This window comes from Paraburkholderia solisilvae (genome assembly GCF_902859875.1).
Taxonomy (GTDB): Bacteria; Pseudomonadota; Gammaproteobacteria; order Burkholderiales; family Burkholderiaceae; genus Paraburkholderia; species Paraburkholderia solisilvae.
In genome coordinates, this window is record NZ_CADIKF010000032.1 from 21,214 (window position 1) to 45,290 (window position 24,077).

Below are 24,077 nucleotides of genomic sequence, written 5' to 3' on the forward strand. Positions count from 1 at the left end.
GCCGGTCCGCGCTGTCCGGCATAAGCACGTCATAATCTGTTTTTTAGAGAACCTCCATGAGCCTCAAATGCGGCATCGTCGGCTTGCCTAACGTCGGCAAGTCCACCCTGTTCAACGCGCTGACCAAGGCAGGCATCGCCGCCGAAAACTACCCGTTCTGCACGATCGAGCCGAACGTCGGCATCGTCGAAGTGCCGGACAAGCGGCTGCAGGCACTCGCCGGCATCGTGAAGCCGGAGCGCATCGTGCCGGCGGTGGTCGAATTCGTCGACATCGCGGGCCTCGTGGCGGGCGCGAGCAAGGGTGAGGGTCTCGGCAACCAGTTCCTCGCGAACATCCGCGAAACCGATGCGATCACGCACGTGGTGCGCTGCTTCGAAGACGAGAACGTCATTCACGTCGCGGGCAAGGTCGATCCGCTGTCCGACATCGAGGTGATCAACACCGAACTCGCGCTCGCCGACCTTGCGACCGTCGAAAAGGCGCTCACGCGCTACGCGAAGGCCGCAAAGTCAGGTAACGACAAGGAAGCGGTCAAGCTCGCCGCGGTGCTGGAAAAGGTGCGCGCGCAACTGGATCAGGCGAAAGCGGTGCGCGGGCTCGACCTGAACGAAGAAGAACAGGCGCTGATCAAGCCGTTCTGCCTGATCACCGCCAAGCCGACGATGTACGTCGCGAACGTGAAGGAAGACGGCTTCGAGAACAACCCGCATCTGGATGCGGTGCGCCAGTACGCGGAAAGCGAAAAAGCGCCGGTCGTCGCGGTATGCGCGGCCATCGAAGCGGAGATCGCCGACCTCGCGGACGAAGACAAGGAAGTGTTCCTCGCCGACATGGGCATGGACGAACCGGGCCTGAACCGCGTGATCCGCGCGGGCTTCAAGCTGCTCGGTTTGCAGACCTATTTCACCGCGGGCGTGAAGGAAGTGCGCGCGTGGACAATCCACATCGGCGACACGGCGCCGCAGGCGGCCGGCGCGATCCACACCGATTTCGAGCGCGGCTTTATCCGCGCGCAGACCATCGGTTTCGACGATTACATCGCGTACAAGGGCGAACAGGGCGCGAAGGAAGCCGGCAAGATGCGCGCTGAAGGCAAGGAGTATGTGGTGCACGACGGGGACGTGATGAACTTTTTGTTCAACGTTTGAAAATGCTTCCGGCCCGACCTGATCCAGGTCCGGTCACGACACCTTGCAAAGCCCGCTCAAACCAGCGGGCTTTGTCACCTGATCAGGCCATTCACACCGATATCCTGGTCGCCATCCGTTAGATCACCCTGCTATGGCAACGCCATCGACGCGATCATCGTTGTCTATTCTGAGCAATGATTGGATTTCTATTTTAAATCAGCGGAGCGCAACGCCATCCCGGCGACATAAGCGACGAATTATTCAAAGCCGACTAAAATCATTTTACAATCGCCCATATTAAATAACCTTGTTATATGCTTTCACGCAAAATAATATAAACAAAAATATTCTGGATAATCGCTCCACCCTCTTGTGTATTGAGCAGAATGGGATCGACCAAGCTACTGGGCGAACGTTTGCACAACGTTTATAGCCACTTCAGCCTGAGATCCATAGCCGGAGAGTATTCGCGTGCAAGTGACAGTCAGCACGCGGGCCACGATGCCACTCCGCACGCACTTCAAATCCGCTTTCAGGTGGATGCGCGAGGACTCAAATGTCCTCTGCCAATACTGCGCGCAAAAAAGGCGCTTGCGATGATGCAAAGCGGTGAGTGTCTGCTGGTTTTTGCCACGGATCCCGTTTGCCGATCTGAATTCACCGCCTATGCGAAGTGCAGTGGCAATACGATCGTGCAAAGGAAGGTGAAATCCGGCGAGGGGCTCGTTTTTCTTATACGTCGGAAATAAGCCCCTCGCACCCGCTTCGTTTCTAGCGACGATGAACCAGGTAGCACCCGGCCCAAAAAGTTACGCTCAGCCGGCCCGTCATCGACGATTGACCCGCTACTCAATAACCAACGCCGGATCGATATGAACCGCCTTCGCGATATTGTGGAAATTAGGCGAGCTCGCCATCACCATTGCGTGGATCTGCCGCAACTGCTCCTGCGCGGCATCGGCCTTTATCGTTACGCGGGTTTTAAGTGACTCATAGCCTGGCGTGACAGCTTTGTCGATTCCGAGGAAACCGCGAAGGTCGATCTCGCCTTCGGTCACGATCTCGAGCTTGCGGATATTGATTCCATGAAGTGCACAAAGGGCCGCATATCCGACAGTCATGCAGGCGTTAAGCGCGGCAAGCAGATACTCTTGCGGGTTCGCATACATGTTGGTGCCGCCAAGCTCGACAGGTTCATCGACATCGAGCGTGAAACTGCGCTTGACCGTTGTTCCGCCGAGTTCAAACGAATCGACCTGGGCCCGGCTTCTCGTCCCGCCCTGCCAACTGCTGCTCACGCGCCAGCGTGTCATGCCTGTCGCAGGATCGGCCTTTACGCCGTCAATGAGCCCTCGAACGTCGTCGGCATTGATGCCGTTCACGACATCTGCCTGCCTCACATTGCTTGCAACGGTCATGATCAAACCCTCCTGTGTCAGTCAGGACGACGTGGCAACCATGAACATGAGTCGATTGCCATTCGCTACCCGAGATTCTCGACTGCGTCGAAAAAGCGTTTGCTTTGCTCGCGCGTCGCGAGGCGATTCAGCAGAGCGACAAACCCTGCATGGCGCGCGCCTGAAAAAATATATTGGGACCGGTATGCGTCCAGCAGAAGCGCGCGTAGCTTTTCTTCCTCTGCCGCGCCTCGCGGGCTGGCGCAGTTCATTCTGAAGTACCGGTAATCCGCGGCCGCCTGGCCCTGCACGATTCCATCGACCGCCATAACCAGTTCGATGAGTTCATCAACCGCGCTTTCGCGCGCCGCGGCGGTCATGTCCGCGTCGATACGGATCCATTCAAGCTCATCGAGAATTGCGTGCTGGCTTTCCTCTTTCCAGTGAAAAAGAAAGACATCCTTGAAAAGCGGAGACAGGTCGACATCAGGATCGATACTCTCGCGGTAATGAGCCTGGGTAAACAATTCGATTAGCAGAGTCAGCCCGAGCACGGCCCATGTGCTTTTGCCTAGAACGGCCGCACCTGTCGCGTCGGCATCGGCCGCGAACGAATACCCCGGTGGCATACCTTCAGCAATAAGCACTTCAATTCGACGAAACAGCTCCTGGTGCTTGAGTTCCTCGTCGCTGAAGCGAACCAGCGCCTCGAGTGCGGTCTGATTACCCAGCCAATGATCGCGGGTAATTTCAAGTATTTTCGCATCGATGAATCGTTCAACGAGACCAAACATATTTGCATAGGTTCGGCCTTGAATCTGGCTCAAATACCGCTTTTCGTCAGCCGATAGCCAATGCGCGTTGCCGACGAGCGTCAATCCATCGGGCAGAAACTTGTGCGCGACATCGAATGAGCGGCCGCGGACCACATCCGCATCGATATCCCATCGCACGCGCTTCGAAGCCGCGATACAGCGGGCATATCGATTCATATCGACGTTGTAAGTGGACGCCATTTTCTTCCGGCTGCCGTCAGGTAAGAGAATCGCGAGGACGGAATATGAAACCGCTCATTCCAGTACCAGGCAACAAAAAAAATAGAACACCTGAATCCGGAGAACAAGGTTTGTGAATATGCAATGAGTCTTTTGCCTTCACCGGATATAACGCATCACAATCCGTACGATAATCCGCTAAACCGTGAAGTCGTTAAGCCAGAACACGCTATCGCACGATGGTAAAGCGAGGTACGATCGCTCGCTAACGTCCGGTGTTTTTCACCGGCCATCCGGTGCGGACATCAGAACGCTGAAACGAGCCCCGATTCAATTGAGCATGGACACTTGAATGAACGCGCATTTATCAATCGACGAACTCCTCAAGCAACTGCTCGCGTTTCGCGACGCGCGCGACTGGCGGCAATTCCACACGCTGCGCAATCTGATCGTCTCGGCCAGCATCGAGGCGGGCGAACTGCTCGAAACCGTGCAATGGAAGACAGACGACGAGATCGACGCGTTCGTTGCCGATCCGGCCCAACGCAAACATCTCGAGCACGAATGCGCGGACGTGCTGATGTACCTGATGCTGATCGCCGAGAAGGCCGGCTTCGACCTCGTCGAAGCCGCCGCCGACAAGTTGAAGCTCAACGAAACCCGCTACCCGGTGGACAAGGCGAAAGGCCGGTCGACCAAGTATTCGGCGCTTTAGTCTGCCCGCTTTAGTCTGCCCGCTTTAGTCCGCCCGTTTTCACCGGCCCTTTTAGCGCGCCAGCCGGCCCGCTTTTAGCCGGCCTTCGTACGCACCACTTTCGTTGAAGCCAACCGCGATGCTAAAAATCGCGCGATTTGTTCCATTTTTGCTCGTCTATCATCCACCCGTTACAAGCTGACATATAAACGCCGCCTGACTGTCATCGACCGCAACTAGAATCGCGCGACCTCGATTCGCGCACATCCGCGCAGGCGACCCATCGCGCATGGGAGCGCAGCAAGCGTTGAAGCGCTAACCCTGGAGTCACGCGGCGTGGGACTCGCGTACGCGCTAACGCCGAACTCCGATTGATTCGCCGCACACAGGAGACACTCGATGCATCGCAAGCCGCTCTTCCGTTCGTTGTCCGTCGCCGCCACGGTCGCGCTCGCCGCAGCAAGCGTGAGCCCCAGCGCGCAAGCCGCGACTGAAATCCAGTTCTGGCATGCGATGGAAGCCGCGCTCGGCGAACGCCTGAACGACATCGCCAACGACTTCAACCAGTCGCAAAGCGACTACAAGATCGTGCCGGTCTTCAAGGGCAGCTACGACCAGACGCTGGCCGCCGGCATTGCCGCCTATCGCAGCGGCAATGCGCCGGCCATCCTCCAGGTCTACGAAGTCGGCACCGCGACGATGATGCAGGCGAAGAAAGCCGTCATCCCGGCCTACGATGTCTTCCGGCAAGCCGGCGTACCGCTCGACGAAAAAGCGTTCGTGCCGACCATCGCGAGCTACTACAGCGACGCGAAAACCGGCCATCTGATCTCGATGCCGTTCAACAGCTCGACGCCGGTGCTGTACTACAACAAGGATGCGTTCAAAAAAGCCGGCCTCGACCCGAACCAGCCGCCGAAAACATGGGCTGAAGTCGAGGAAGACGCGAAGAAGCTGAAGGCGTCCGGCATGTCGTGTGGCTATTCGTCGGGCTGGCAGAGCTGGATCCAGCTCGAAAACTACAGCGCATGGCACGGCGCGCCGTTCGCGACGAAAAATAACGGCTTCGACGGCCTCGATGCGCAGCTCGAATTCAATAAACCGCTGCAGATCGCACACATCCAGTTCCTGCAGAACATGGCGAAGGAAGGCACGTTCACCTATGCGGGACGTAAGGACGAACCCGTATCGAAGTTCTATAGCGGCGATTGCGGCATCATCACGAACTCGTCGGGCTCGCTCGCCACCATCCGCAAGTATGCGAAGTTCAATTTCGGCACCGGCATGATGCCGTATGACCCGAGCGTCAAAGGCGCACCGCAGAACGCGATAATCGGCGGCGCAAGCCTGTGGGTGCTGTCGGGCAAGGATCCGGCCGTCTATAAGGGCGTCGCGAAGTTCCTCGCGTATCTGACTTCGCCGCAAGTCGCCGCGAAGTGGCATCAGGACACCGGCTACCTGCCGGTCACCACCGCCGCATATCAACTCACGCAGCAGCAGGGCTTCTACGACAAGAACCCGGGCAGCGACACCGCGATCAAACAGATGCTGAACAAGCCGCCGCTACCGTACACGAAGGGTCTGCGTCTGGGCAATATGCCGCAGATCCGCACGGTGATCGACGAAGAACTCGAAGACGTGTGGGCGCAGAAAAAGTCGCCGAAGGACGCGCTCGATTCGGCCGTCTCGCGTGGCAACGACCTGCTGCGCCGCTTCGAAAAGGCCGGCAGTTAGGCATAACCGCGTACGTTCCGTTCGAGGCGATCTTCGATGGAAAAACGTTCGACTTTCGGCGCCGGCCTGCTGCCTTATCTGCTCGTCGCGCCGCAACTGCTCGTCACGCTGGTGTTCTTCGTCTGGCCCGCCGGCGTCGCGTTGTGGCAGTCGACGCAAACGCAGGACGCATTCGGCACGTCGAGCGAATTCGTCGGCCTCGCGAACTTCCGGCAGCTGTTCGGCGACCCGCTTTATCTGGCGTCGTTCAATACGACGTTGATCTTCAGCGCGCTCGTCACGGTGAGCGGCCTCGCGATCTCGCTGCTGCTCGCCGCGTGCGCGGACCGCGTCACGCGCGGCGCGAAAGCGTACCAGACGCTGCTGATCTGGCCGTACGCGGTCGCGCCGGCCATCGCCGCGGTGCTGTGGGCGTTCCTGTTCAATCCAAGCATCGGGCTTGTCACGTACGCGCTCGCGAAAAATGGCATCGTGTGGAATCATGCGCTGAACCCCGGGCAGGCGATGTTCCTCGTCGTGCTCGCCTCCGTGTGGAAGCAGGTCAGCTACAACTTCCTGTTCTTCTACGCCGGGTTGCAGGCCATTCCGCGCTCGCTGATCGAAGCAGCCGCCATCGACGGCGCCGGTCCGGTGCGGCGCTTCTTCGGCATCGCGCTGCCGCTGCTGTCGCCGACGAGCTTCTTTCTGCTGGTCGTGAACCTCGTCTACGCGTTCTTCGACACGTTCCCGATCATCGATGCGGCAACGGCCGGCGGCCCCGCGCAAGCGACCAAAACGCTGATCTACAAGATCTTCACCGAGGGCTTCCAGGGGCTCGATATCGGCAGTTCGGGCGCGCAATCGGTCGTGCTGATGCTGATCGTGGTCGCGCTGACCGTCGTGCAGTTCCGCTTCATCGAACGCAAGGTCCAATACTCATGATCGAAAATCGACGTGGTTTCGATCTCTTCTGTCATGCGGTGCTGGTGATCGGCGTGCTGCTCGTCGTGTTTCCGGTGTACGTCGCGTTCTGCGCGGCGACGATGAACGAACACGAAGTGTTCAGCGTGCCGCTGTCGCTCGTGCCGAGCACGCATCTGTTCGAGAACCTCGCAACCGTCTGGCGCCACGGCAGCGGCAATGCGGCGGCCCCGTTCGGCCGGATGCTCGTCAACAGTCTGGTGATGGCGCTCGTCATCTCGATCGGCAAGATCGCGGTGTCGATCATTTCCGCGTTTGCCATCGTGTTCTTCCGCTTTCCGTTCAGGAATCTCGCGTTCTGGCTGATCTTCGTCACGCTGATGCTGCCGGTCGAGGTACGCATCTTTCCGACCGTGCAGGTGGTGTCGTCGCTGCATCTGACCAATACCTATGCGGGCCTCACGCTGCCGCTAATCGCCTCCGCGACAGCGACGTTCCTGTTCCGCCAGTTCTTCATGACGCTGCCCGACGAACTGATGGAGGCGGCGCGCATCGACGGCGCGGGAGCGCTGCGCTTTTTCCTGGACATCGTGTTGCCGCTGTCGAAAACCAATATCGCGGCACTGTTCGTGATCACGTTCATCTACGGCTGGAATCAGTATCTGTGGCCGATCTTGATTACAAACGACGCGTCGCTGATGACCGCGGTAATCGGTATCAAGAGCATGATCGCGTCCGGCGACACCGCGACCGAATGGCATCTCGTGATGGCCGCGACGCTGCTCGCGATGCTGCCGCCGCTCGTCGTCGTGCTGGCGATGCAACGCTGGTTCGTGCGCGGTCTCGTGGATGCGGAAAAATAACGAAAGGCACAACGCATGGCTGCCCTGACACTGAAAGGCGTAAAGAAAACCTACGACGGCAAGCAGTTCGTGCTGCACGGCATCGATGCGCAGATCGGCGACGGCGAATTCGTCGTGATGGTCGGTCCGTCGGGCTGCGGCAAGTCGACGCTGCTGCGGATGGTCGCCGGGCTCGAACGCATCAGCGAAGGCACCATCGCGATCGACGCTCGCGTGGTCAACGACCTCGAGCCGAAGGACCGCAACATTGCGATGGTGTTCCAGAACTACGCGCTGTACCCGCATATGACGGTCGCGCAGAACATGGGCTACGCGCTGAAGATCGGCGGTGCGGATCGCGCAACAATCGAGCGCCGCGTGCAGGCCGCCGCGCAGATTCTCGAACTCGAACCGCTGCTGTCACGCAAACCGCGCGAGCTCTCCGGCGGCCAGCGGCAGCGTGTCGCGATGGGCCGCGCGATCGTGCGCGAGCCCGCCGTGTTCCTGTTCGACGAGCCGTTGTCGAACCTCGACGCGCGGCTGCGCGTGCAGATGCGGCTCGAGATCCAGCGGCTGCATGCGCGCCTCGCGACGACCAGCCTCTATGTGACGCACGATCAGATCGAAGCGATGACGCTCGCGCAACGGGTGATCGTAATGAATCGCGGCGTGGCCGAGCAGATCGGCGCGCCGACCGATGTCTACGAGCGGCCGGCGACGGTGTTCGTCGCGAGCTTTATCGGCTCGCCCGGCATGAACCTGCTGGAAGGCCGGGTTGCCGATGACGGCGCGACCTTCGACGTGGCGGGCAATGGGCCGCGGCTCGCACTTGCCGATGTGCGGTGCATCGGACGCGAGGTGGCGGCCGGTCGCGAGTGGGTGCTCGGCATCCGGCCGGAACATCTGACGCCGGGGCAGCCGGGCGCAGCGCAGGCCATCTTGACGGTCGATTCGTGCGAACTGCTCGGCGCAGACAACCTCGCGCACGGGCGCTGGGGCACGCACGATGTGACCGCGCGTTTGCCGCATGCGCATCGGCCCGCGGCCGGTGACGCGCTTGCGCTCTCGCTGCCGCCGCAACATCTGCATTTCTTCGATCCGGCCACGGGACGACGCGCGAACTGACGGCAGCCTCGGGACCTGGCGATTTCATCGGTGCCTGACGTGTGGCATGCCGTGTGCCCCACGTCACGCGTCACGCATGCGGCCGGCGTCGAACCGTGTTTGAAAACGTTGTCGACGACTCGCTTTGAAAATGCGCGTTGAGCGCGTCGAGCAAATTGAACATGTCAGTCAGCGATGGATGTCTATCGAGCGCCGCCACATTCGACCGCCTGATGCTGTGCATCGCGCGAGGCCGCGGCGAGCGCGTCCCGAATCGCCGACATCTGCTTCGGCGAATCCGACAACACCGCGTCGACGCCGAGACACGCCATCGCGCGATAGTCGTCGGCGCTATTCACCGCGATCGCGACGATATGCACGTCAGGTTGCTGTTTGAAGCAGGCCACGGTGGCAGGTGTCCACAGTGTCGCGGTGACTTCCGAACGGCCTTCGCCGAGCGTGAATTGTTCCGATATCTGCAATGCGCGGCGCAGTTCAAAAGCCGTCCACGTATGCGACGCCGGCGCATCGCTGCAATCGCCGGCGAGCATCGCACGCAGCAGGCGCAGACGCGTCGCATCGCGCGACTCGAACAGGTGCGCCTGCGGATAGGCGGCGAAGCTGCGTTGATATGCGTCATCGGTCGAATAGATCGTCACGCGCGACCAGGCGTGCTCGTCGGTCAGCACCCGCGCGACGGCCTGGGCCTGCGGCTCCGCCGGCAACGCCTTCATGTCGAGGATGACCGGCATGGCCGCCGGGATGGTGCGCAGCGCTTCACGCAACGTCGGAACGGGCGCGGACGTCGTCCGGTACGGATACGTGACATGGCCGTCGGCGCCGGCCACCTTGAAGGTCCAGCCCGCATTGACGCGAGCCAGTTCCGCCGCGGTGTGCGCCGATACCGGCCCGGTGGCATCCGTCAGCACCGACAGATCGGCAGGGCGATACAGCACCGGCACGCCGTCCGCGCTCAGTTGAACGGTGAGCCAGATCGCATCGGCACGGTTGGCGATCGCGAGCCGGATGGCCGCGAGTGTATTTTCCGGCGCATCGCCCGTGCCGCCGCGATGCGCGACGATACGCGGCAGCGACGCGGCCGCCGCGCTTTCTGATGGCGGCGCCGCGGAGCCTGCGCCGCAGGCCGACACCAGCAATACGGCTGATAGCGCGGACGCCGCGCACAACGATCTGAACACGTGGATTCTCGCTTTGAAAAGTGAAAGAGTAAGCACGAGTCTATGAGGCGCGAAGGTAGACGGGTCGTTGTATATCATTACGGGCGCCGCTTTTACTCGAACAACACGAAAAAATGACAATCAGGATTGCGCGTCAACCGGTGCGTGCGCTGCATCGTCTGATCGCGGCGAGCGTGCTGCTCTTCGCGACTTCGGCGTTCGCGTATCAACCGCCTGCCGGCACGCCGGATGAGGCGGACCTCAGCAACCACAACACGTATCGCAACAGCGACGCAGACACGGTCCACGCGCCCGCGCGCTCACGTTCGGGCAAGGCGCCCGAAGGCGCGAGTGCGCGCTGCCGCGACGGCACATACAGCTTCAGCCGCCATCGCAGCGGCACCTGTTCGCGCCACGGCGGCGTGGACGCGTGGCTTTGAACGCTGAGGCCGGGCGGCGGCGTGGCGGCGTGTCGTCGTGTCGCCGTGTCGCCGTGTCGTGGGCTCGTAGACTCATGGCCTCGCGGTCGCACGCTTGCGGCATCGCACCGGTTGCCGTTGCCGCGCCCGCGCCAGCAAGCGCGAAGTACAATGGCACGTCCTCCCGCCGCGCGCCGCGGCCGCTGCATCGTACGAGTGAAGCGTCGCGTACCGACACGCAGCAGCGGCGCCGTGCACGGGAGCCGGTCACAGCCCGTCAACGCACGCAGCCAGGTCGTCGGCCGATGCGGCCGCGCTGTGCCACTCACCCCCCGCTGCCCGCCCGGCGTCGCGCCGGCCGGCGGCATCAACGCCCAAATGCAAGCAAATGGCCCAATACGTCTTCACCATGAATCGGGTCGGCAAGATCGTGCCGCCCAAGCGTCAAATCCTGAAGGACATTTCGCTGTCGTTCTTCCCCGGTGCGAAGATCGGCGTGCTCGGCCTGAACGGCTCGGGCAAGTCGACGCTGATCAGAATCATGGCCGGCGTCGACAAGGACATCGAAGGCGAAGCGACGCCGATGCCGAACCTGAACATCGGCTATCTGCCGCAGGAGCCGCAGCTCGATCCGCAAAAGACGGTGCGTGAAGCGGTCGAAGACGGTCTCGGCGATGTCTTCAGCGCACAGAAGAAGCTCGACGAAATCTACGCCGCATACGCGGAGCCGGATGCCGACTTCGACAAGCTCGCCGCCGAGCAGGCGAAGTACGAAGCGATCCTCGCCACGTCGGATGGCGGCAGCCCCGAGCAGCAGCTCGAAGTCGCCGCCGACGCACTGCGCCTGCCGCCGTGGGACGCGAAGATCGAGCATCTGTCGGGCGGCGAGAAGCGCCGCGTCGCGCTATGCAAGCTGCTGCTCGAAAAGCCCGACATGCTGCTGCTCGACGAGCCGACCAACCACCTCGACGCCGAATCGGTCGAATGGCTCGAGCAGTTTCTCACGCGTTTCGCGGGCACCGTGGTCGCCGTCACGCACGATCGCTACTTCCTCGACAACGCGGCCGAATGGATTCTCGAACTCGACCGCGGCCACGGCATTCCGTGGAAGGGCAACTACAGCAGCTGGCTCGACCAGAAGGAAGACCGCCTGAAACAGGAAGAAGCGTCGGAATCCGCGCGCCAGAAAGCGATCAAGAAAGAGCTCGAATGGGTGCGGCAGAATCCGAAGGGCCGTCAGGCGAAATCGAAGGCGCGTATCGCGCGCTTCGAGGAACTGAACAGCCAGGAATACCAGAAGCGCAACGAAACGCAGGAGATCTTCATTCCGGTCGGCGAACGCCTCGGCAACGAAGTGATCGAGTTCAAGAACGTCACCAAGTCGTACGGCGACCGCCTGCTGATCGACAACCTGAGCCTCAAGATTCCGGCGGGCGCGATCGTCGGCATTATCGGGCCGAACGGCGCCGGCAAGTCGACGCTCTTTCGCATGCTGACCGGCAAGGAACAGCCGGATTCGGGTGAAATCGTGCAAGGCCCGACGGTGAAGCTCGCGTATGTCGACCAGAGCCGCGACGCGCTCGACGGGTCGAAGACCGTGTTCGAGGAAATCTCCGGCGGCGCGGACGTGCTGACGGTCGGCAAGTACGAGACGCCGTCGCGCGCGTATATCGGCCGCTTCAACTTCAAGGGCGGCGATCAGCAGAAGAACGTCGGCACGCTGTCCGGCGGCGAGCGCGGCCGGCTGCATCTGGCGAAGACGCTGATCGCGGGCGGCAATGTGTTGCTGCTCGACGAACCGTCGAACGACCTCGACGTCGAAACGCTGCGCGCGCTCGAAGACGCGCTGCTCGAGTTCGCCGGTTCGGTGATGGTGATCTCGCACGATCGCTGGTTCCTCGACCGCATCGCGACGCATATTCTCGCGTTCGAAGGCGAGTCGCAGGTGACGTTCTTCGACGGCAATTACCAGGAGTACGAAGCGGACAAGCGCAATCGGCTCGGCGAGGAAGCGGCACAGCCGAAGCGGCTGCGGTATAAGCCGATTAGTCGGTAGGGGTTGTTACGCGGGTCGCGGGTCGCGGGTCGCGGGTCGCGGGTCGCGGGTCGCGGGTCGCGGGTCGCGGGTCGCGGGTCGCGGGTCGCGGGTCGCGGGTCGCGGGTCACTTGGTGCTCGGTGCTTGGCGGTGCGCGGTTGGCTACGCGCGGTCGAATGCTGGCAGGTTGGCGACCGAGGCTGCGTCGTGTCTGCAGTGACGCGGTACGCACCATGTCGCTGCCGCGCGTTTGCCTGCCCGCGATCAACGAACAACGAACAAAATGATTAGCGGCCCGCGGTCGGCAACCGGCCGGCCGGTGAAAATCGCACCGCTCACCAACGGCATGACGTTTGCTGCGCCACGCTTCGTAGCTGGCGACTTTATTGATGGCGATCCGGTTGGCGGCAAGCCCCAACGAAACTCACCGAATACGCGACCGCCACGCGGGTACGGTCACGAGGAGGCGGCATGACGATGTCGGTTGGCAAGCGCGTGATGATCAGCGTAATCGCGATCGTCGTCGTCCTCGTGGTCGCCGCGCTTGCCGGCCTGTACTTCGTGCAGCACGAAGTGAAAGAACGCGTCATTGCGGCGCTCGGGCCGCTTGGCAGCGCTGAACATATCGACGTCGGCTTCCGCTCCATCCGGCTCACGAATGTGCGCCTGATTGCGCCGCAAGACTGGCCGGCGCCGGACACACTGCGCGCCGCGCAAATTACGCTTGTGCCGGATCTGCACGATGCGCTCACGCGGCGGCGCCTGCATCTGCGCGAAGTCGTGGTCAGCAATTTCACGCTGACCGCGCTACGCAAGCAAAACGGCACGATCGAGTTGCTGCCGAACCTCAGACAATCGGTGAGCAACGCGCCGCCCGCAGCGAGCGCGCCCGCAGCGCCCGCCCCGCTGCCCGCGGAAAAACTGATCGATCACATCCGCTTCGAACGCGGCACATTTGATTTTTACGATCGGATGGTCAGCCAGCCGTCGTACAAGGTCAGCGTGACCGACGCGAACGCGAGCGTCGATCACATTCATCTGCCGGATCTCACCGAGCCGACTTCGCTGTCGGTGACGGGCTCGATCAAGGGACCGGAACACACGGGCCAGGTCACGTTCGGCGGCTGGATCAAGATCGCCAACAAGGACTCGCAGCTTACGACCACATTGCGCGGCGTCGATGTCGTGATGCTCGACCCGTATCTGCTGAAAAAGGCCGGCACGAAAGCGCGCGTGACCGGCGGCACCGTCGATCTGAACGTCGAATCGACGGTGCGCGACTATCACCTGCATGCGCCTGGCACGGTGACGCTGCATCATCTGCAACTCGCCGAGTCGGATAACCCGCTCGACACGTTTCTGTCGATTCCGACGCGCGCCGCGGTCGCTGCGCTGAAAAACCATGGCGACGAAATCACGCTGCATTTCGTGCTGGACGGCAATCTGCGCGACCCGAAGTTCAAGCTCAACGAAAGCCTGATGACCGAACTGCGCACGAATTTCGCAAAGGCGCTCGGCGTGAGCGCGGAAGGCGTCGCGAAGGGAGCGGGCGATACGGTAAAGGGCCTCGGCAATGCGCTGAAGAATCTGCTGGGGCAGTAGGCGCGGGCGCCTGGTTTGGCTAGCCGCGAGACGGCGCGGGCGTCGGTTTGCCTTGTGCGGTTTGCCTTGTGCGGTTTGCCTTGTGCGGTTTGCCTTGTGCGGTTTGCCTTGTGCGGTTTGCCCGATGCCGTTTGCCCGATGCCGTTTGTTTGGTGCGGTTCGCCCAATGCGGTTGCCGGGCACCGCCTTGCCGCACAAGTAGCGCGTCACTCGTGCGACATGGACAGTGTTCGAAACAGCGCTCGAATCAATCCGGTCAAACAGGCAAACCAAGTTCACGCAGTTTCGCTTCGGTCTGCGCGGCGCTCGTGTGATGCACGCCGTGCCAGCCCAATGCACTCGCCGCTTCGGCGTTTTTCAGGTTGTCGTCGATAAACACGAGTTCATGCGGTGCGACGCCCGGCAGGTGCGCTTCGATACGCTCGCGCATCATCGCGAAGATCGCCGGGTCCGGCTTCACCAGCTTCACGCGCCCCGATACGACGATGTCGCGAAAGCGCCGCAGCACCGGAAAGTTCTCCCACGCGTACGGGAATGTCTCCGCCGACCAGTTCGTCAGGCCGAAGAGCGGCACCCCCGCGGCCTCGAGTTTGTCGACGGTCGCGACACCATCGTGCAGCACGCCCGCAACCATCTCGTGCCAGCGCTCGTAGAACGCGCGAATCAGCGCCTCATGCTCGGGAAACCGCTCGACCAGTTCCGCGGTGCCCTCAGCGACCGGCTGACCGCCGTCCTGGCGAATCACCCAGTCCATCGTGCACACATTGTCGAGAAACCACTGACGCTCGGTTTCATCGGGAATCAATGTGCGGTACAGGTACTGCGGACTCCAGTCGATCAGCACGCCGCCGAAATCGAACACGACTGCCTTGATGGTCATGCAAGCTCCGTTGTTGTTCACAGGTTGGTCAGCCACGTTGTTGCGACGCGCATCGCATGATGCGTGAAGGCTACCCACGTTCGGCCGGCGGGTTGATGGAGATCGGTTCGATCGGCCGCCAGCTCGATCGGTTCAACCAGTTGAACCGGTTCACTCGACTCGATCGGTTCAACCAGCTCAATCGGCTCGACCAGGTCGACCACTCCTTGCGCACAGCGCCCCGCTCCGGCGCGGCCGGTTCGCTCCGCCGGTCAGTGCGCAATCAGATCGCTTTCGTGCGCGTCTCGAGCCACGCCTTCGCGTCCCCCGACACATGCGGCGCGATGCGCGCGCGCACCGTCTCGTGATACGCATTGAGCCACGCGCGCTCGTCGTCGCGCAACAGCGGCAGCGCGATGCAGCGCGTGTCGATCGGGCACAGCGTCAGCGTTTCGAACTCGAGGAAGTCGCCGAACTCGGTCTTGCCGGCCGCGCGGTTCAGCACCAGATTTTCGATCCGGATGCCCCATTTGCCGGGCCGGTAGATACCCGGTTCGATCGACGTGATCATGCCCTCTTCCATCGCCGTCCATGCTTCGGCCGCCGCATAGTGCGAAATGACTTGCGGCCCTTCGTGCACGTTCAGGAAATAGCCGACGCCATGACCGGTGCCGTGACCGTAGTCGGCGCCGGCCTCCCAGATCGGCGCGCGCGCGATCGCATCGAGCATCGGCGAACGGATGCCGCGCGGAAAACGCGCACGCGACAGCGCGATCGTGCCTTTGAGCACCGTCGTGAAATCGCGCCGGTGCGCATCGTCGATCGCGCCGATCGGCACGACGCGTGTGATGTCGGTGGTGCCGCTCAGGTACTGGCCGCCCGAATCGATCAGCAGCAGACCGTTGCCTTCGATCGTCGCGTGCGATTCGGGCAGCGCGCGATAGTGCGGCATCGCGCCATTCGCGTTGAACGCGGCGATCGTCGAAAAGCTCAGCGTGACAAAGCCCGGCCGACGCGCGCGGGCCGCCGTCAACCGCTCGTCGACGGTCAGCTCGGTGAGCGTCTCGCGGCCGAGTGCCTGTTCGAACCACGCGAAGAACTCCGCGAGCGCGGCGCCGTCCTGCTCCATCGTCGCGCGCACATGGTCGGCTTCCGCCGCGGTTTTGCGCGACTTGAAGAAGGTGGTCGGATTCACCGCCTCGACAATTTTCACGTGTGACGGCACCGAGCGCAGCATGCCGAACGTGATGCGCCGCGGGTCGGCAAGCAGCGTCGCACCGGCGGGCAGCGCGGCCAGCGCATCGGCTGCCTGCGCGTACGGTTCGACGCGAATGCCGTCGCGCGCGAGCGCATCCGCGAGCGCCGCGGGCACTTTGCCCTCGACCACGAACAACGACGCGCGCTCGAGCCCGATCAGCGCGTGCGCGACGAACACCGGGTTGTAGTTCACGTCGGCGCCGCGCAGGTTCAGCAGCCACGCGAGATCGTCGAGTGTCGAGATGAAGTGCCACTGCGCGCCCTGCTCCTGCATCGCGCGGCGCACCCGGCCGAGCTTGTCCGCGCGCGTGACGCTCGCCTGCGGCGGCGCGTGTTCGTAGACCGCATCGGTCGGCAGCGGCGGGCGCTGCGGCCAGATCGCGTCGAGCAGGTCGACGTCGGCGCGCAGCGTCACGCCGCGCGCGCTCAGTGCGTCATGCAGCGCGCGCGCCGCCGCGACGCCCAGCACCGCGCCGTCGACACCCACGGTGCCGCCCGCCGGCACATTCTGCGCGAGCCAGTCGATATGCGGCTGGGTCTGCTGGCCGCCGGTCATTTTCATCAATTGAATGCCGGTGCCGGCCAGTTGCGCATCGGCCTGCACCCAGTAGCGGCTATCGACCCACAGGCCGGCGAAATCGGCGGTCACCGCTAGCGTACCGACCGAGCCGGTGAAGCCGGACAGCCATTCGCGCCCTTTCCAGCGCCCCGGCAAATATTCGGACAGGTGCGGATCCGCCGACGGCACCAGATAGGCGGCGAGGCCTTCGCGCGCCATCACGCTGCGCAATTGTGCAATCCGTTCAGGAATCGATGCGGTTTCGGGGAGTCGGACGTTCATCGTGTTCACCAGAAAGTATTGAGCGGCGCCGTCACCGACGCCGCGACAGCATGCCGATCACCGAGGCCGCCGCGACGAGCGCGGCCGCCGTGCAGACCGGCCATTCGAGCGTGTCGCCATTGTGGAAAAGCGTGGTGACGTTGCCGGCCATGCGCGCGAGCGCCGCGCCGAGCACGCCCGCGAGCACCGCAACCCACAGCCGCGCGCGGCTCGCTCGCCGCAACGGATGCAGCCACCAGCCCGCCAGCCCCACCGCGACACCAAGCACGACAATGCCAGGCCACCCCATCAGCGGCACGCCTCCCACCGCCGCCGACGAAATTTCGGATTTGTCCCATAGGCCCGGCTGCAGACGATAGCTAGCATTTTTCTCTCATTAACCCAGAAGGTCAGCACGGCGCGTGTCTGCGCCGCTGTTCATCGGCGGTTCGCCAGCGGTTTGCCAGCAGCGCGGCGATGAGTAGCGGTTGAGTTTAGGGGCGGGGATAACGTTAGGCAAGCCGCAACGCCAGCGCCCACGCCTCCCCGGGCGCCGGTCTGAAACGCTCTTCATGCGAATCGCCCTCATCGAGCCGGACCTTCGCCACGCGGAACTCGTTTCCCGCCTGCTGTTCGCAGCCGGCCACGCGTGCCAGCACTTCAGCGCCAGCGAGCCTTTCCTCAACAGCGCAAAGCAGCTCTTCTTCGACCTCCTCCTCACCGAAGCCTGGGCCGGCGACCGCTGCGCCGAAGATGTCATCGCGCTCGCGCGCGAAGTGCTGCCCGGCCTGCCGGTCATCGTCACGATGAAAGCGCCGCGCGAGAGCGAACTGGTGGCCGCGCTGCACGCGGGCGCCGACGACTGTCTCGCGAAGCCGGTGCGCGGCCCCGAAATGCTGGCGCGCGTCGACGCGCTGATCCGGCGCGCGGGCTTTCGCCGGCCGCGCAGCCGCTCCCGCGAAATCTTCGGCGACTATGCGTTCGATGGCGGGCGCTCGATCGTCATGTTCCGGGGCGTGGCGGTCCCGTTGACGCCGAAGGAACTCCGCTTCGCGCTGCTGCTTTTTTCGAACATGTCGCGGCCGGTTTCGCGCGCGCAGATTCTTGAAACCGTCTGGGGCCGCCGCGACATCAGGTCACGCACGCTCGATACGCATGCATCCCGCATCCGCGCGAAGCTGGAACTGCGGCCCGAGCACGGCTACGCGCTGACGCCGCTGTATGGCTACGGATACCGGCTCGATCCGGTATCCGGCACGAGCGGCAATGACGGCAACGATGAGCCGCCCAGGACTGAAACAATCGTGGAAACGCTATAATATGGGGCTAAACCATAGCCCCAGTCACCGGGCTGTCCCCATTTATGCAGCTTCTAACGATCGGAATCAACCACCACACTGCGCCAGTCGCCCTGCGCGAACGCGTGGCGTTTCCGCTCGAACAGGTCAAACCTGCGCTGGAAGCCTTGAAGGGCCTGTGGCTGGGTCACGGCGGCGCGCCCAACGCGCCTGAAGCGGCGATCCTGTCCACCTGCAACCGCACCGAACTCTACTGCGCCACCGACGACCACGCCGCCCGCGAGGCCGCCATCCGGTGGCTGTCGAAGTTCCACAATCTCCCCGTCGACGAACTCGCGCCGCATGTGTACGCGCTGCCGCAATCGGAAGCGGTGCGGCATGCGTTCCGCGTCGCGTCGGGGCTCGATTCAATGGTGCTCGGCGAAACGCAGATCGTCGGCCAGATGAAGGATGCGGTGCGCACCGCGTCGGAAGCCGGCGCGCTCGGCACGTATCTGAACCAGCTGTTCCAGCGCACCTTCGCCGTCGCGAAGGAAGTGCGCACTACGACGGAAATCGGCGCGCAGTCGGTGTCGATGGCCGCCGCGGCCGTGCGGCTCGCGCAGCGCATCTTCGACAAGGTGGCGAACCAGCGCGTGCTCTTTATCGGCGCCGGCGAAATGATCGAGCTGTGCGCGACCCACTTCGCCGCGCAGAAGCCGCGCGAGCTGGTAGTCGCGAACCGCACCGCCGAGCGCGGTCAACGCCTCGCGGAACGCTTCAACGGGCGTGCGATTCCGCTTGGTGAACTGCCGCAGCGGATGCACGAGTTCGACATCATCGTGTCGTGCACCGCGTCGACGCTGCCGATCATCGGTCTGGGCGCGGTCGAGCGCGCGGTGAAAGCGCGCCGCCACCGGCCCATTTTCATGGTCGACCTCGCCGTGCCGCGCGATATCGAGCCGGAAGTCGGCCTGCTCGAAGACGTGTTCCTGTACACCGTCGACGATCTCGGCGCGATCGTTCGCGAGGGCAATGCGTCGCGCCAGGCGGCCGTCGCGCAAGCCGAAGCCATCATCGAAACGCGCGTGCAGAACTTCATGCAGTGGCTCGACGCGCGCAGCATCGTGCCGGTGATTCGCCACATGCATACGCAGGCGGACGCGCTGCGCCGCGCCGAAGTCGAGAAAGCGCAGAAGATGCTCGCGCGCGGCGACGATCCGGCGGTGGTGCTCGAAGCGCTGTCGCAAGCCATCACCAACAAGCTGATCCATGGTCCGACGCACGCGCTCAATAGCGCGAGCAGCGACAACCGCGCAACGCTCGTCGAATTGATGAGCGGCTTCTACAAGCACAACCACACGTCCGAGCGTTAGCGGCGCTAGCGCCGCTTCGCGCGTCGCCGCTCCGCTTTGCGCGTCCGCTGCGCGCGAGCCCAGCGCGGCGCCTCCGCCCACGGGCGCTGCCGCCCGCCTCCCGAATTCAGACTGTCCCTGCCGGAACCCACTCCGGATCGCATAACGAAGGCCCGATGAAAACGAGCATGCAAACGAAGCTCGACCAGCTCACCACACGGCTGGCCGAACTGAACGACCTGTTGAGCCGCGCGGACGTCACCGCGAATCTCGACCAGTACCGCAAGCTCACGCGTGAGCACGCGGAGCTCGGCCCGCTCGTCGAGCAGTACGCACTATGGCGTCAGGCGGTCAACGACGCGGCCACCGCGCAGGAGCTGCTGTCGGATCCGTCGATGAAGGAATTCGCCGAAGAGGAAATCCGCGCGGCGCGCGAGCGGATGGAGCAGCTCGAAAGCGAATTGCAGCGCATGCTGCTGCCGAAAGACCCGAACGACGACCGCAATATCTTCCTCGAAATCCGCGCGGGCACCGGCGGCGACGAGTCGGCGCTATTCGCCGGCGATTTGCTGCGGATGTATCTGCGCTATGCGGAGCGCAATCGCTGGCAGGTCGAAATGATGTCGGCGAGCGAATCGGATCTGGGCGGCTACAAGGAAGTAATCGTGCGCATCGCCGGCGAAGCCGCGTACTCGAAACTGAAGTTCGAATCCGGCGGCCATCGCGTGCAGCGCGTACCGGTGACCGAAACGCAGGGTCGCATCCACACGTCCGCGTGCACCGTCGCGGTGATGCCGGAAGCCGATGAAATCGGTGAAGTCGAGATCAATCCGGCCGACTTGCGCATCGATACATTCCGCGCGTCGGGCGCCGGCGGCCAGCACATCAACAAGACCGATTCGGCGGTGCGCGTCACGCACTTGCCGACCGGCATTGTCGTCGAGTGCCAGGACGACCGCTCTCAGCACAAGAACAAGGATCGCGCGCTCAAGGTGCTCGCCGCGCGCATCAAGGACAAGCAATATCACGAGCAGCACGCGAAGGAAGCGGCCACCCGCAAGAGCCTGATCGGCTCCGGCGATCGCTCGGAGCGCATCCGCACGTACAACTTCCCGCAAGGACGGCTGACCGATCACCGGATCAACCTGACGCTGTACCGGCTCGAAGCGCTGATGGAAGGCGATCTCGACGAGCTGATCGCCGCGCTCGTCAGCGAGCATCAGGCCGAGTTGCTCGCGTCGCTCGGCGACGCGGACTGAGCGGACAAGTGGAGCAAGCGGACATGGCCGGCGCTCCCGATACGGTTGCCACGTTGCTTCGCGCCTCGGCGCTGCCGGCGCTCGAAGCGCGCATGCTGCTCGGTCACGCGCTCGGCTGGCGCCGCACCGAGCTGATCACGCGCGCGCATGCGCCGCTCGATGCCGCGCAGGTCGCGCGCTGGCGCGAGCTCGAAGCGCGGCGTGGGGCAGGAGAGCCGGTCGCGCAGCTAGTCGGCACGCGCGAATTCTACGGGCTCGAATTCGAAGTCACGCCCGATGTGCTGATTCCGCGACCGGAAACCGAACTGCTGGTCGAAACCGCGCTCGGCGCGATGGCTGGACGCGCGCAGCCACGTGTACTGGATCTCGGCACCGGGACGGGCGCGATTGCCGTCGCGCTTGCATCCGCGCGGCCGGATGCGCAAGTGTGGGCGGTCGAGCGCTCCGCCGCGGCGTTGCAGGTGGCGACACGCAATGCCGCACGCCTGCTCGAAGCGAACCGGCCTGGCGGCCCGCTGAGCCTCCTGCACGGCGACTGGTACGCGCCGCTCGCGCCCGCGCTGCGCTTCGATGTCATCGTCAGCAATCCGCCGTATATCGCCGGCCGCGATCCGCATCTCGGTCAAGGCGACCTGCGCTTCGAACCGCGCGCCGCGCTGACCGACGAAGCGGACGGCTTGTCCGCGCTTCGCGCGATCGTCACCGGTGCGCCCGCATGGCTTGCCGCGGGCGGCACGCTATGGCTCGAGCACGGCTACGACCAGGCTGCGGACGTGCGTGCGCTGCTCACCGCGCGCGGGTTCCGTGCGGTGCGCTCTGAACGCGATCTCGCCGGCATCGAACGGATCAGCGGCGGGCAATTCGCCGAACCGCCGCATACCGGGGCCGCATCGCCGCGCTAGTTCGACGACGGCTGCGCAACGCGTGCGCTCGCGCGCAACAGGGCGGCGCGTGGCCTGCCGTGGTCTCCCCCGGCCGCAACCGGGCCGGGTGCCCGCCACCCGTGTCACGGGCAGCGTCGGCTTACCCCCGCGAAATCCGCTATCATTTGATGTCAACTCCACCTATTTCCGGAACCGCAAGGTCAGTCATGGATACGCAACAACGCATCAAGCAAATCGTCGACGACAACGCCGTCGTGCTCTTCATGAAGGGCAACGTGCAATTTCCGATGTGCGGCTTTTCCGGCCGCGCCGTGCAGATCCTGAAGGCGTGCGGCGTCGACGAGTTCAAGACCGTCAACGTGCTCGAAGACGATGAAGTCCGCCAGGGCATCAAGTCGTTCTCGAACTGGCCGACCATCCCGCAGCTTTACGTAAAGGGGGAATTCGTCGGCGGGTCGGACATCATGATGGAAATGTACCAATCGGGCGAACTCCAGCAGCTGTTCGCCGCGGCATAACCCGCAACACGCAGCACAGCAACACCTCCTTCGCCTCCGGGCCGCTCGGGCGCCCCAGCAGCGCCCTCACGTCATGGATACACGCATTACCGTGCCGCGCCGCGTGATCGTCGCGATCACCGGCGCATCGGGCGCTATTTACGGCATCCGGCTGCTGCATGCGCTGCGCCGCGTCGGCGGCGTCGAAAGCCATCTGCTGGTTTCCAGCGCCGGCTGGCTCAATATCCAGCACGAACTGCAACTGACGAAAGACGACGTGCATTCGCTCGCGGATGTCGTCCATTCGGCGCGTGATATCGGTGCGAGCGTTGCGTCGGGTTCGTTCGCGACGCACGGAATGATCGTCGCACCGTGTTCGATGAAGACGCTCGCGAGCATCGCGCACGCCCTGTCGGACAACCTGATTTCGCGCGCCGCTGACGTCACGTTGAAGGAACGGCGCAGGCTGGTGCTGATGGTGCGGGAAACGCCGTTCAACCTCGCGCATTTGCGCAATATGACCGCCGTCACCGAAATGGGCGGAATCGTGTTCCCGCCGGTGCCGGCGTTTTACAGCAAGCCCGCATCGCTCGATGAAATGGTCGACCACACCGTCGCACGCGCGCTTGATCTGCTGGCGCTCGGCCCGTCGTTCGCGCCGACGTGGGAAGGGTTGAACGGCTCCGTCTAGGCGCGTCTGTCAACGCCGATTCCCAACATCGGCGACGCAATTAAATCCGTTTTACATCGTTTATCAAACGCCAATACGGCTATATAGTCGGTTTATCTTCGACACACCTGTCGCGCATCGACGCGCGACCACGCCGCCATGACCCGCTTGCCCTCGCTCTTCCTGTCTCACGGCGCGCCGACGCTGCCGATCGATCCGTCGCTGCCATCCGCTGAATTCGCGTCGCTGTCGGCCCGATTGCCGCGTCCGAAGGCGATCCTGATGCTGTCCGCGCATTGGATGACCGCGCAGCCGGTCGCGAGCACCGCAGACAAGCCGGACACGATCCACGACTTCTATGGTTTCCCGCGTCAGTTGTACGAGATCAGGTACCCGGCGCCCGGTGCGCCGGACGTCGCACGCCGGGCGGCGGACCTGCTCGGCGCCGCGGGCATTGCGTCGTCCAGCGAGCCGCATGGGCTCGATCATGGCGCGTGGGTGCCGATGCTGCTGATGTTTCCGGACGCTGATGTGCCGGTCGCCCAGTTGTCGATTCAACCGCGCATGGACCCGGCGCATCATTTTCGCGTCGGCCGCGCGCTGCGGGCGTTGCGCGACGACGGCGTGATGGTGATCGGCTCCGGGCAGATCACGCACAATCTGCGCGAGGCGGATTTCTCCGCGCGCCCGGAAGACGCAGACCCGCGCGTGACGGAGTTCACCGACTGGTTCGAAGCGCGTCTCGCCGCGCGCGACCTCGATGCGTTGTTCGACTATCGGCGTGTTGCGCCGCACGCGGTGTCGATGCACCCGACCGACGAGCATCTGCTGCCGGTATTCGCCGCGCTGGGCGCCGCCGGCGACGCTTACCGGCTGCAGATTCAGCCGCTCGGCACCTACCAGCGCGTGCTCGCGATGACGAACTATGTGTTCACCGACGATTGAGTTCGCGAGGCGCTGCGGCACCGTTGCGTCTGCGCGGTGAGCGTGATCGCGCCGCAACGAGCTTCACAGTAAAAAGGCTGCCCGATGTTTTGCATCGGGCAGCCTTTTTCGGCTTTGGGCAGGCCGTTTGATGCGACCCATCGGCGTCGGCTCGACCCAGCTCGAGAGCGGCGCCTCGATCCAGCGCTCGAGCGACTGCCGCTTGAACGCGACGGCAAGG

The 24,077-nt window shown here is 63.5% G+C and carries 24 protein-coding genes; 17 read left to right on the forward strand and 7 right to left on the reverse strand.

Annotation, left to right across the window (positions count from 1 at the left end; genetic code table 11):
• The first annotated feature begins 56 nt into the window (after positions 1–56).
• Together ychF and HV675_RS32530 are read left to right on the forward strand one after the other, a co-directional pair.
• Positions 57–1,151, forward strand: coding sequence for a redox-regulated ATPase YchF (gene ychF / locus HV675_RS19585; RefSeq protein ID WP_175112742.1), 1,095 nt, complete (start codon positions 57–59; stop codon positions 1,149–1,151).
• A gap of 506 nt (positions 1,152–1,657) precedes the next feature.
• Positions 1,658–1,882 carry a sulfurtransferase TusA family protein gene (locus HV675_RS32530; RefSeq protein WP_246270411.1) on the forward strand — a complete coding sequence of 75 codons (225 nt, stop codon included), beginning with the start codon at positions 1,658–1,660 and terminating at the stop codon, positions 1,880–1,882.
• A gap of 96 nt (positions 1,883–1,978) precedes the next feature.
• On the opposite strand, the gene HV675_RS19595 is transcribed toward HV675_RS32530, so the two are convergent.
• Positions 1,979–2,551, reverse strand: coding sequence for an OsmC family protein (locus tag HV675_RS19595; protein ID WP_175112745.1), 573 nt, complete (start codon positions 2,549–2,551; stop codon positions 1,979–1,981).
• 65 nt (positions 2,552–2,616) lie between these two features.
• On the reverse strand, positions 2,617–3,546 hold the full coding sequence (locus HV675_RS19600) for a hypothetical protein (RefSeq protein WP_246270410.1): 930 nt from the start codon (positions 3,544–3,546) through the stop codon (positions 2,617–2,619).
• Between the two features lie 331 nt (positions 3,547–3,877).
• On the opposite strand from HV675_RS19600, the gene HV675_RS19605 reads away from it, so the two are divergent.
• From HV675_RS19605 to HV675_RS19625, 5 genes are all read left to right on the forward strand, one after another.
• Positions 3,878–4,240, forward strand: coding sequence for a nucleotide pyrophosphohydrolase (locus HV675_RS19605; protein WP_175112747.1), 363 nt, complete (start codon positions 3,878–3,880; stop codon positions 4,238–4,240).
• A 378-nt stretch (positions 4,241–4,618) separates the two neighbouring features.
• Positions 4,619–5,953 (forward strand): sn-glycerol-3-phosphate ABC transporter substrate-binding protein UgpB, encoded by a 1,335-nt coding sequence (ugpB, locus tag HV675_RS19610; RefSeq protein ID WP_175112749.1) that lies wholly within the window; start codon positions 4,619–4,621, stop codon positions 5,951–5,953.
• 36 nt (positions 5,954–5,989) lie between these two features.
• The gene (gene ugpA, locus HV675_RS19615) at positions 5,990–6,874 is read left to right on the forward strand and encodes a sn-glycerol-3-phosphate ABC transporter permease UgpA (RefSeq protein ID WP_175112750.1); all 885 of its coding nucleotides are present in this window, start codon (positions 5,990–5,992) and stop codon (positions 6,872–6,874) included.
• The gene (gene ugpE / locus HV675_RS19620; RefSeq protein ID WP_175112752.1) at positions 6,871–7,716 is read left to right on the forward strand and encodes a sn-glycerol-3-phosphate ABC transporter permease UgpE; all 846 of its coding nucleotides are present in this window, start codon (positions 6,871–6,873) and stop codon (positions 7,714–7,716) included. Before ugpA ends, ugpE begins: the two co-directional genes overlap by 4 nt.
• A gap of 15 nt (positions 7,717–7,731) precedes the next feature.
• On the forward strand, positions 7,732–8,820 hold the full coding sequence (locus HV675_RS19625) for a sn-glycerol-3-phosphate import ATP-binding protein UgpC (protein WP_175112754.1): 1,089 nt from the start codon (positions 7,732–7,734) through the stop codon (positions 8,818–8,820).
• Positions 8,821–9,002: 182 nt separating this feature from the next.
• Here the strand turns inward: HV675_RS19625 and HV675_RS19630 are convergent, their stop codons facing one another.
• The gene (locus tag HV675_RS19630; RefSeq protein ID WP_377700503.1) at positions 9,003–9,998 is read right to left on the reverse strand and encodes a glycerophosphodiester phosphodiesterase family protein; all 996 of its coding nucleotides are present in this window, start codon (positions 9,996–9,998) and stop codon (positions 9,003–9,005) included.
• A gap of 113 nt (positions 9,999–10,111) precedes the next feature.
• Between HV675_RS19630 and HV675_RS19635 the strand changes: the two genes are divergently transcribed.
• The 3 genes from HV675_RS19635 to HV675_RS19645 all read left to right on the forward strand — a co-directional run bounded on the left by HV675_RS19635 (position 10,112) and on the right by HV675_RS19645 (position 14,034).
• Positions 10,112–10,417 (forward strand): DUF3761 domain-containing protein, encoded by a 306-nt coding sequence (locus HV675_RS19635; RefSeq protein ID WP_175112758.1) that lies wholly within the window; start codon positions 10,112–10,114, stop codon positions 10,415–10,417.
• 367 nt (positions 10,418–10,784) lie between these two features.
• Positions 10,785–12,452, forward strand: coding sequence for an energy-dependent translational throttle protein EttA (gene ettA / locus HV675_RS19640; protein WP_175112760.1), 1,668 nt, complete (start codon positions 10,785–10,787; stop codon positions 12,450–12,452).
• A 451-nt stretch (positions 12,453–12,903) separates the two neighbouring features.
• The gene (locus tag HV675_RS19645; RefSeq protein ID WP_175112762.1) at positions 12,904–14,034 is read left to right on the forward strand and encodes a DUF748 domain-containing protein; all 1,131 of its coding nucleotides are present in this window, start codon (positions 12,904–12,906) and stop codon (positions 14,032–14,034) included.
• Positions 14,035–14,290: 256 nt separating this feature from the next.
• Here HV675_RS19645 and HV675_RS19650 read toward each other — a convergent pair whose 3' ends face one another.
• Genes HV675_RS19650 through HV675_RS19665 form a run of 4 tightly spaced genes read right to left on the reverse strand, consistent with a single transcriptional unit; the run spans position 14,291 to position 17,280 of the window.
• Positions 14,291–14,914: an HAD family hydrolase gene (locus HV675_RS19650; RefSeq protein WP_175112764.1), complete on the reverse strand. Its 624-nt coding sequence runs from the start codon at positions 14,912–14,914 to the stop codon at positions 14,291–14,293.
• Between the two features lie 17 nt (positions 14,915–14,931).
• The gene (locus HV675_RS19655; RefSeq protein ID WP_175112766.1) at positions 14,932–15,117 is read right to left on the reverse strand and encodes a hypothetical protein; all 186 of its coding nucleotides are present in this window, start codon (positions 15,115–15,117) and stop codon (positions 14,932–14,934) included.
• A gap of 59 nt (positions 15,118–15,176) precedes the next feature.
• Positions 15,177–16,991 (reverse strand): aminopeptidase P family protein, encoded by a 1,815-nt coding sequence (locus tag HV675_RS19660; RefSeq protein WP_175112768.1) that lies wholly within the window; start codon positions 16,989–16,991, stop codon positions 15,177–15,179.
• Positions 16,992–17,022: 31 nt separating this feature from the next.
• Positions 17,023–17,280, reverse strand: coding sequence for a hypothetical protein (locus HV675_RS19665; RefSeq protein WP_175112770.1), 258 nt, complete (start codon positions 17,278–17,280; stop codon positions 17,023–17,025).
• A gap of 262 nt (positions 17,281–17,542) precedes the next feature.
• Here HV675_RS19665 and HV675_RS19670 point away from each other — a divergent pair, with 262 nt between their 5' ends.
• The 7 genes from HV675_RS19670 to HV675_RS19700 all read left to right on the forward strand — a co-directional run bounded on the left by HV675_RS19670 (position 17,543) and on the right by HV675_RS19700 (position 23,857).
• Positions 17,543–18,289 (forward strand): response regulator transcription factor, encoded by a 747-nt coding sequence (locus tag HV675_RS19670; protein ID WP_175112772.1) that lies wholly within the window; start codon positions 17,543–17,545, stop codon positions 18,287–18,289.
• A gap of 44 nt (positions 18,290–18,333) precedes the next feature.
• Positions 18,334–19,623, forward strand: a complete 1,290-nt coding sequence (gene hemA, locus HV675_RS19675; protein WP_175112774.1) for a glutamyl-tRNA reductase — start codon at positions 18,334–18,336, stop codon at positions 19,621–19,623.
• A gap of 155 nt (positions 19,624–19,778) precedes the next feature.
• On the forward strand, positions 19,779–20,861 hold the full coding sequence (prfA, locus tag HV675_RS19680) for a peptide chain release factor 1 (protein ID WP_175112775.1): 1,083 nt from the start codon (positions 19,779–19,781) through the stop codon (positions 20,859–20,861).
• A gap of 23 nt (positions 20,862–20,884) precedes the next feature.
• Positions 20,885–21,763, forward strand: a complete 879-nt coding sequence (gene prmC, locus HV675_RS19685) for a peptide chain release factor N(5)-glutamine methyltransferase (RefSeq protein ID WP_175112777.1) — start codon at positions 20,885–20,887, stop codon at positions 21,761–21,763.
• 188 nt (positions 21,764–21,951) lie between these two features.
• Positions 21,952–22,263 (forward strand): Grx4 family monothiol glutaredoxin, encoded by a 312-nt coding sequence (gene grxD / locus HV675_RS19690; protein ID WP_175112778.1) that lies wholly within the window; start codon positions 21,952–21,954, stop codon positions 22,261–22,263.
• Between the two features lie 73 nt (positions 22,264–22,336).
• A complete protein-coding gene (locus HV675_RS19695) occupies positions 22,337–22,933 on the forward strand; it encodes a UbiX family flavin prenyltransferase (RefSeq protein ID WP_175112780.1) in 597 nt (198 codons plus the stop codon).
• Positions 22,934–23,071: 138 nt separating this feature from the next.
• Positions 23,072–23,857 carry a DODA-type extradiol aromatic ring-opening family dioxygenase gene (locus tag HV675_RS19700; RefSeq protein ID WP_175112782.1) on the forward strand — a complete coding sequence of 262 codons (786 nt, stop codon included), beginning with the start codon at positions 23,072–23,074 and terminating at the stop codon, positions 23,855–23,857.
• Positions 23,858–24,077: the final 220 nt, after the last annotated feature.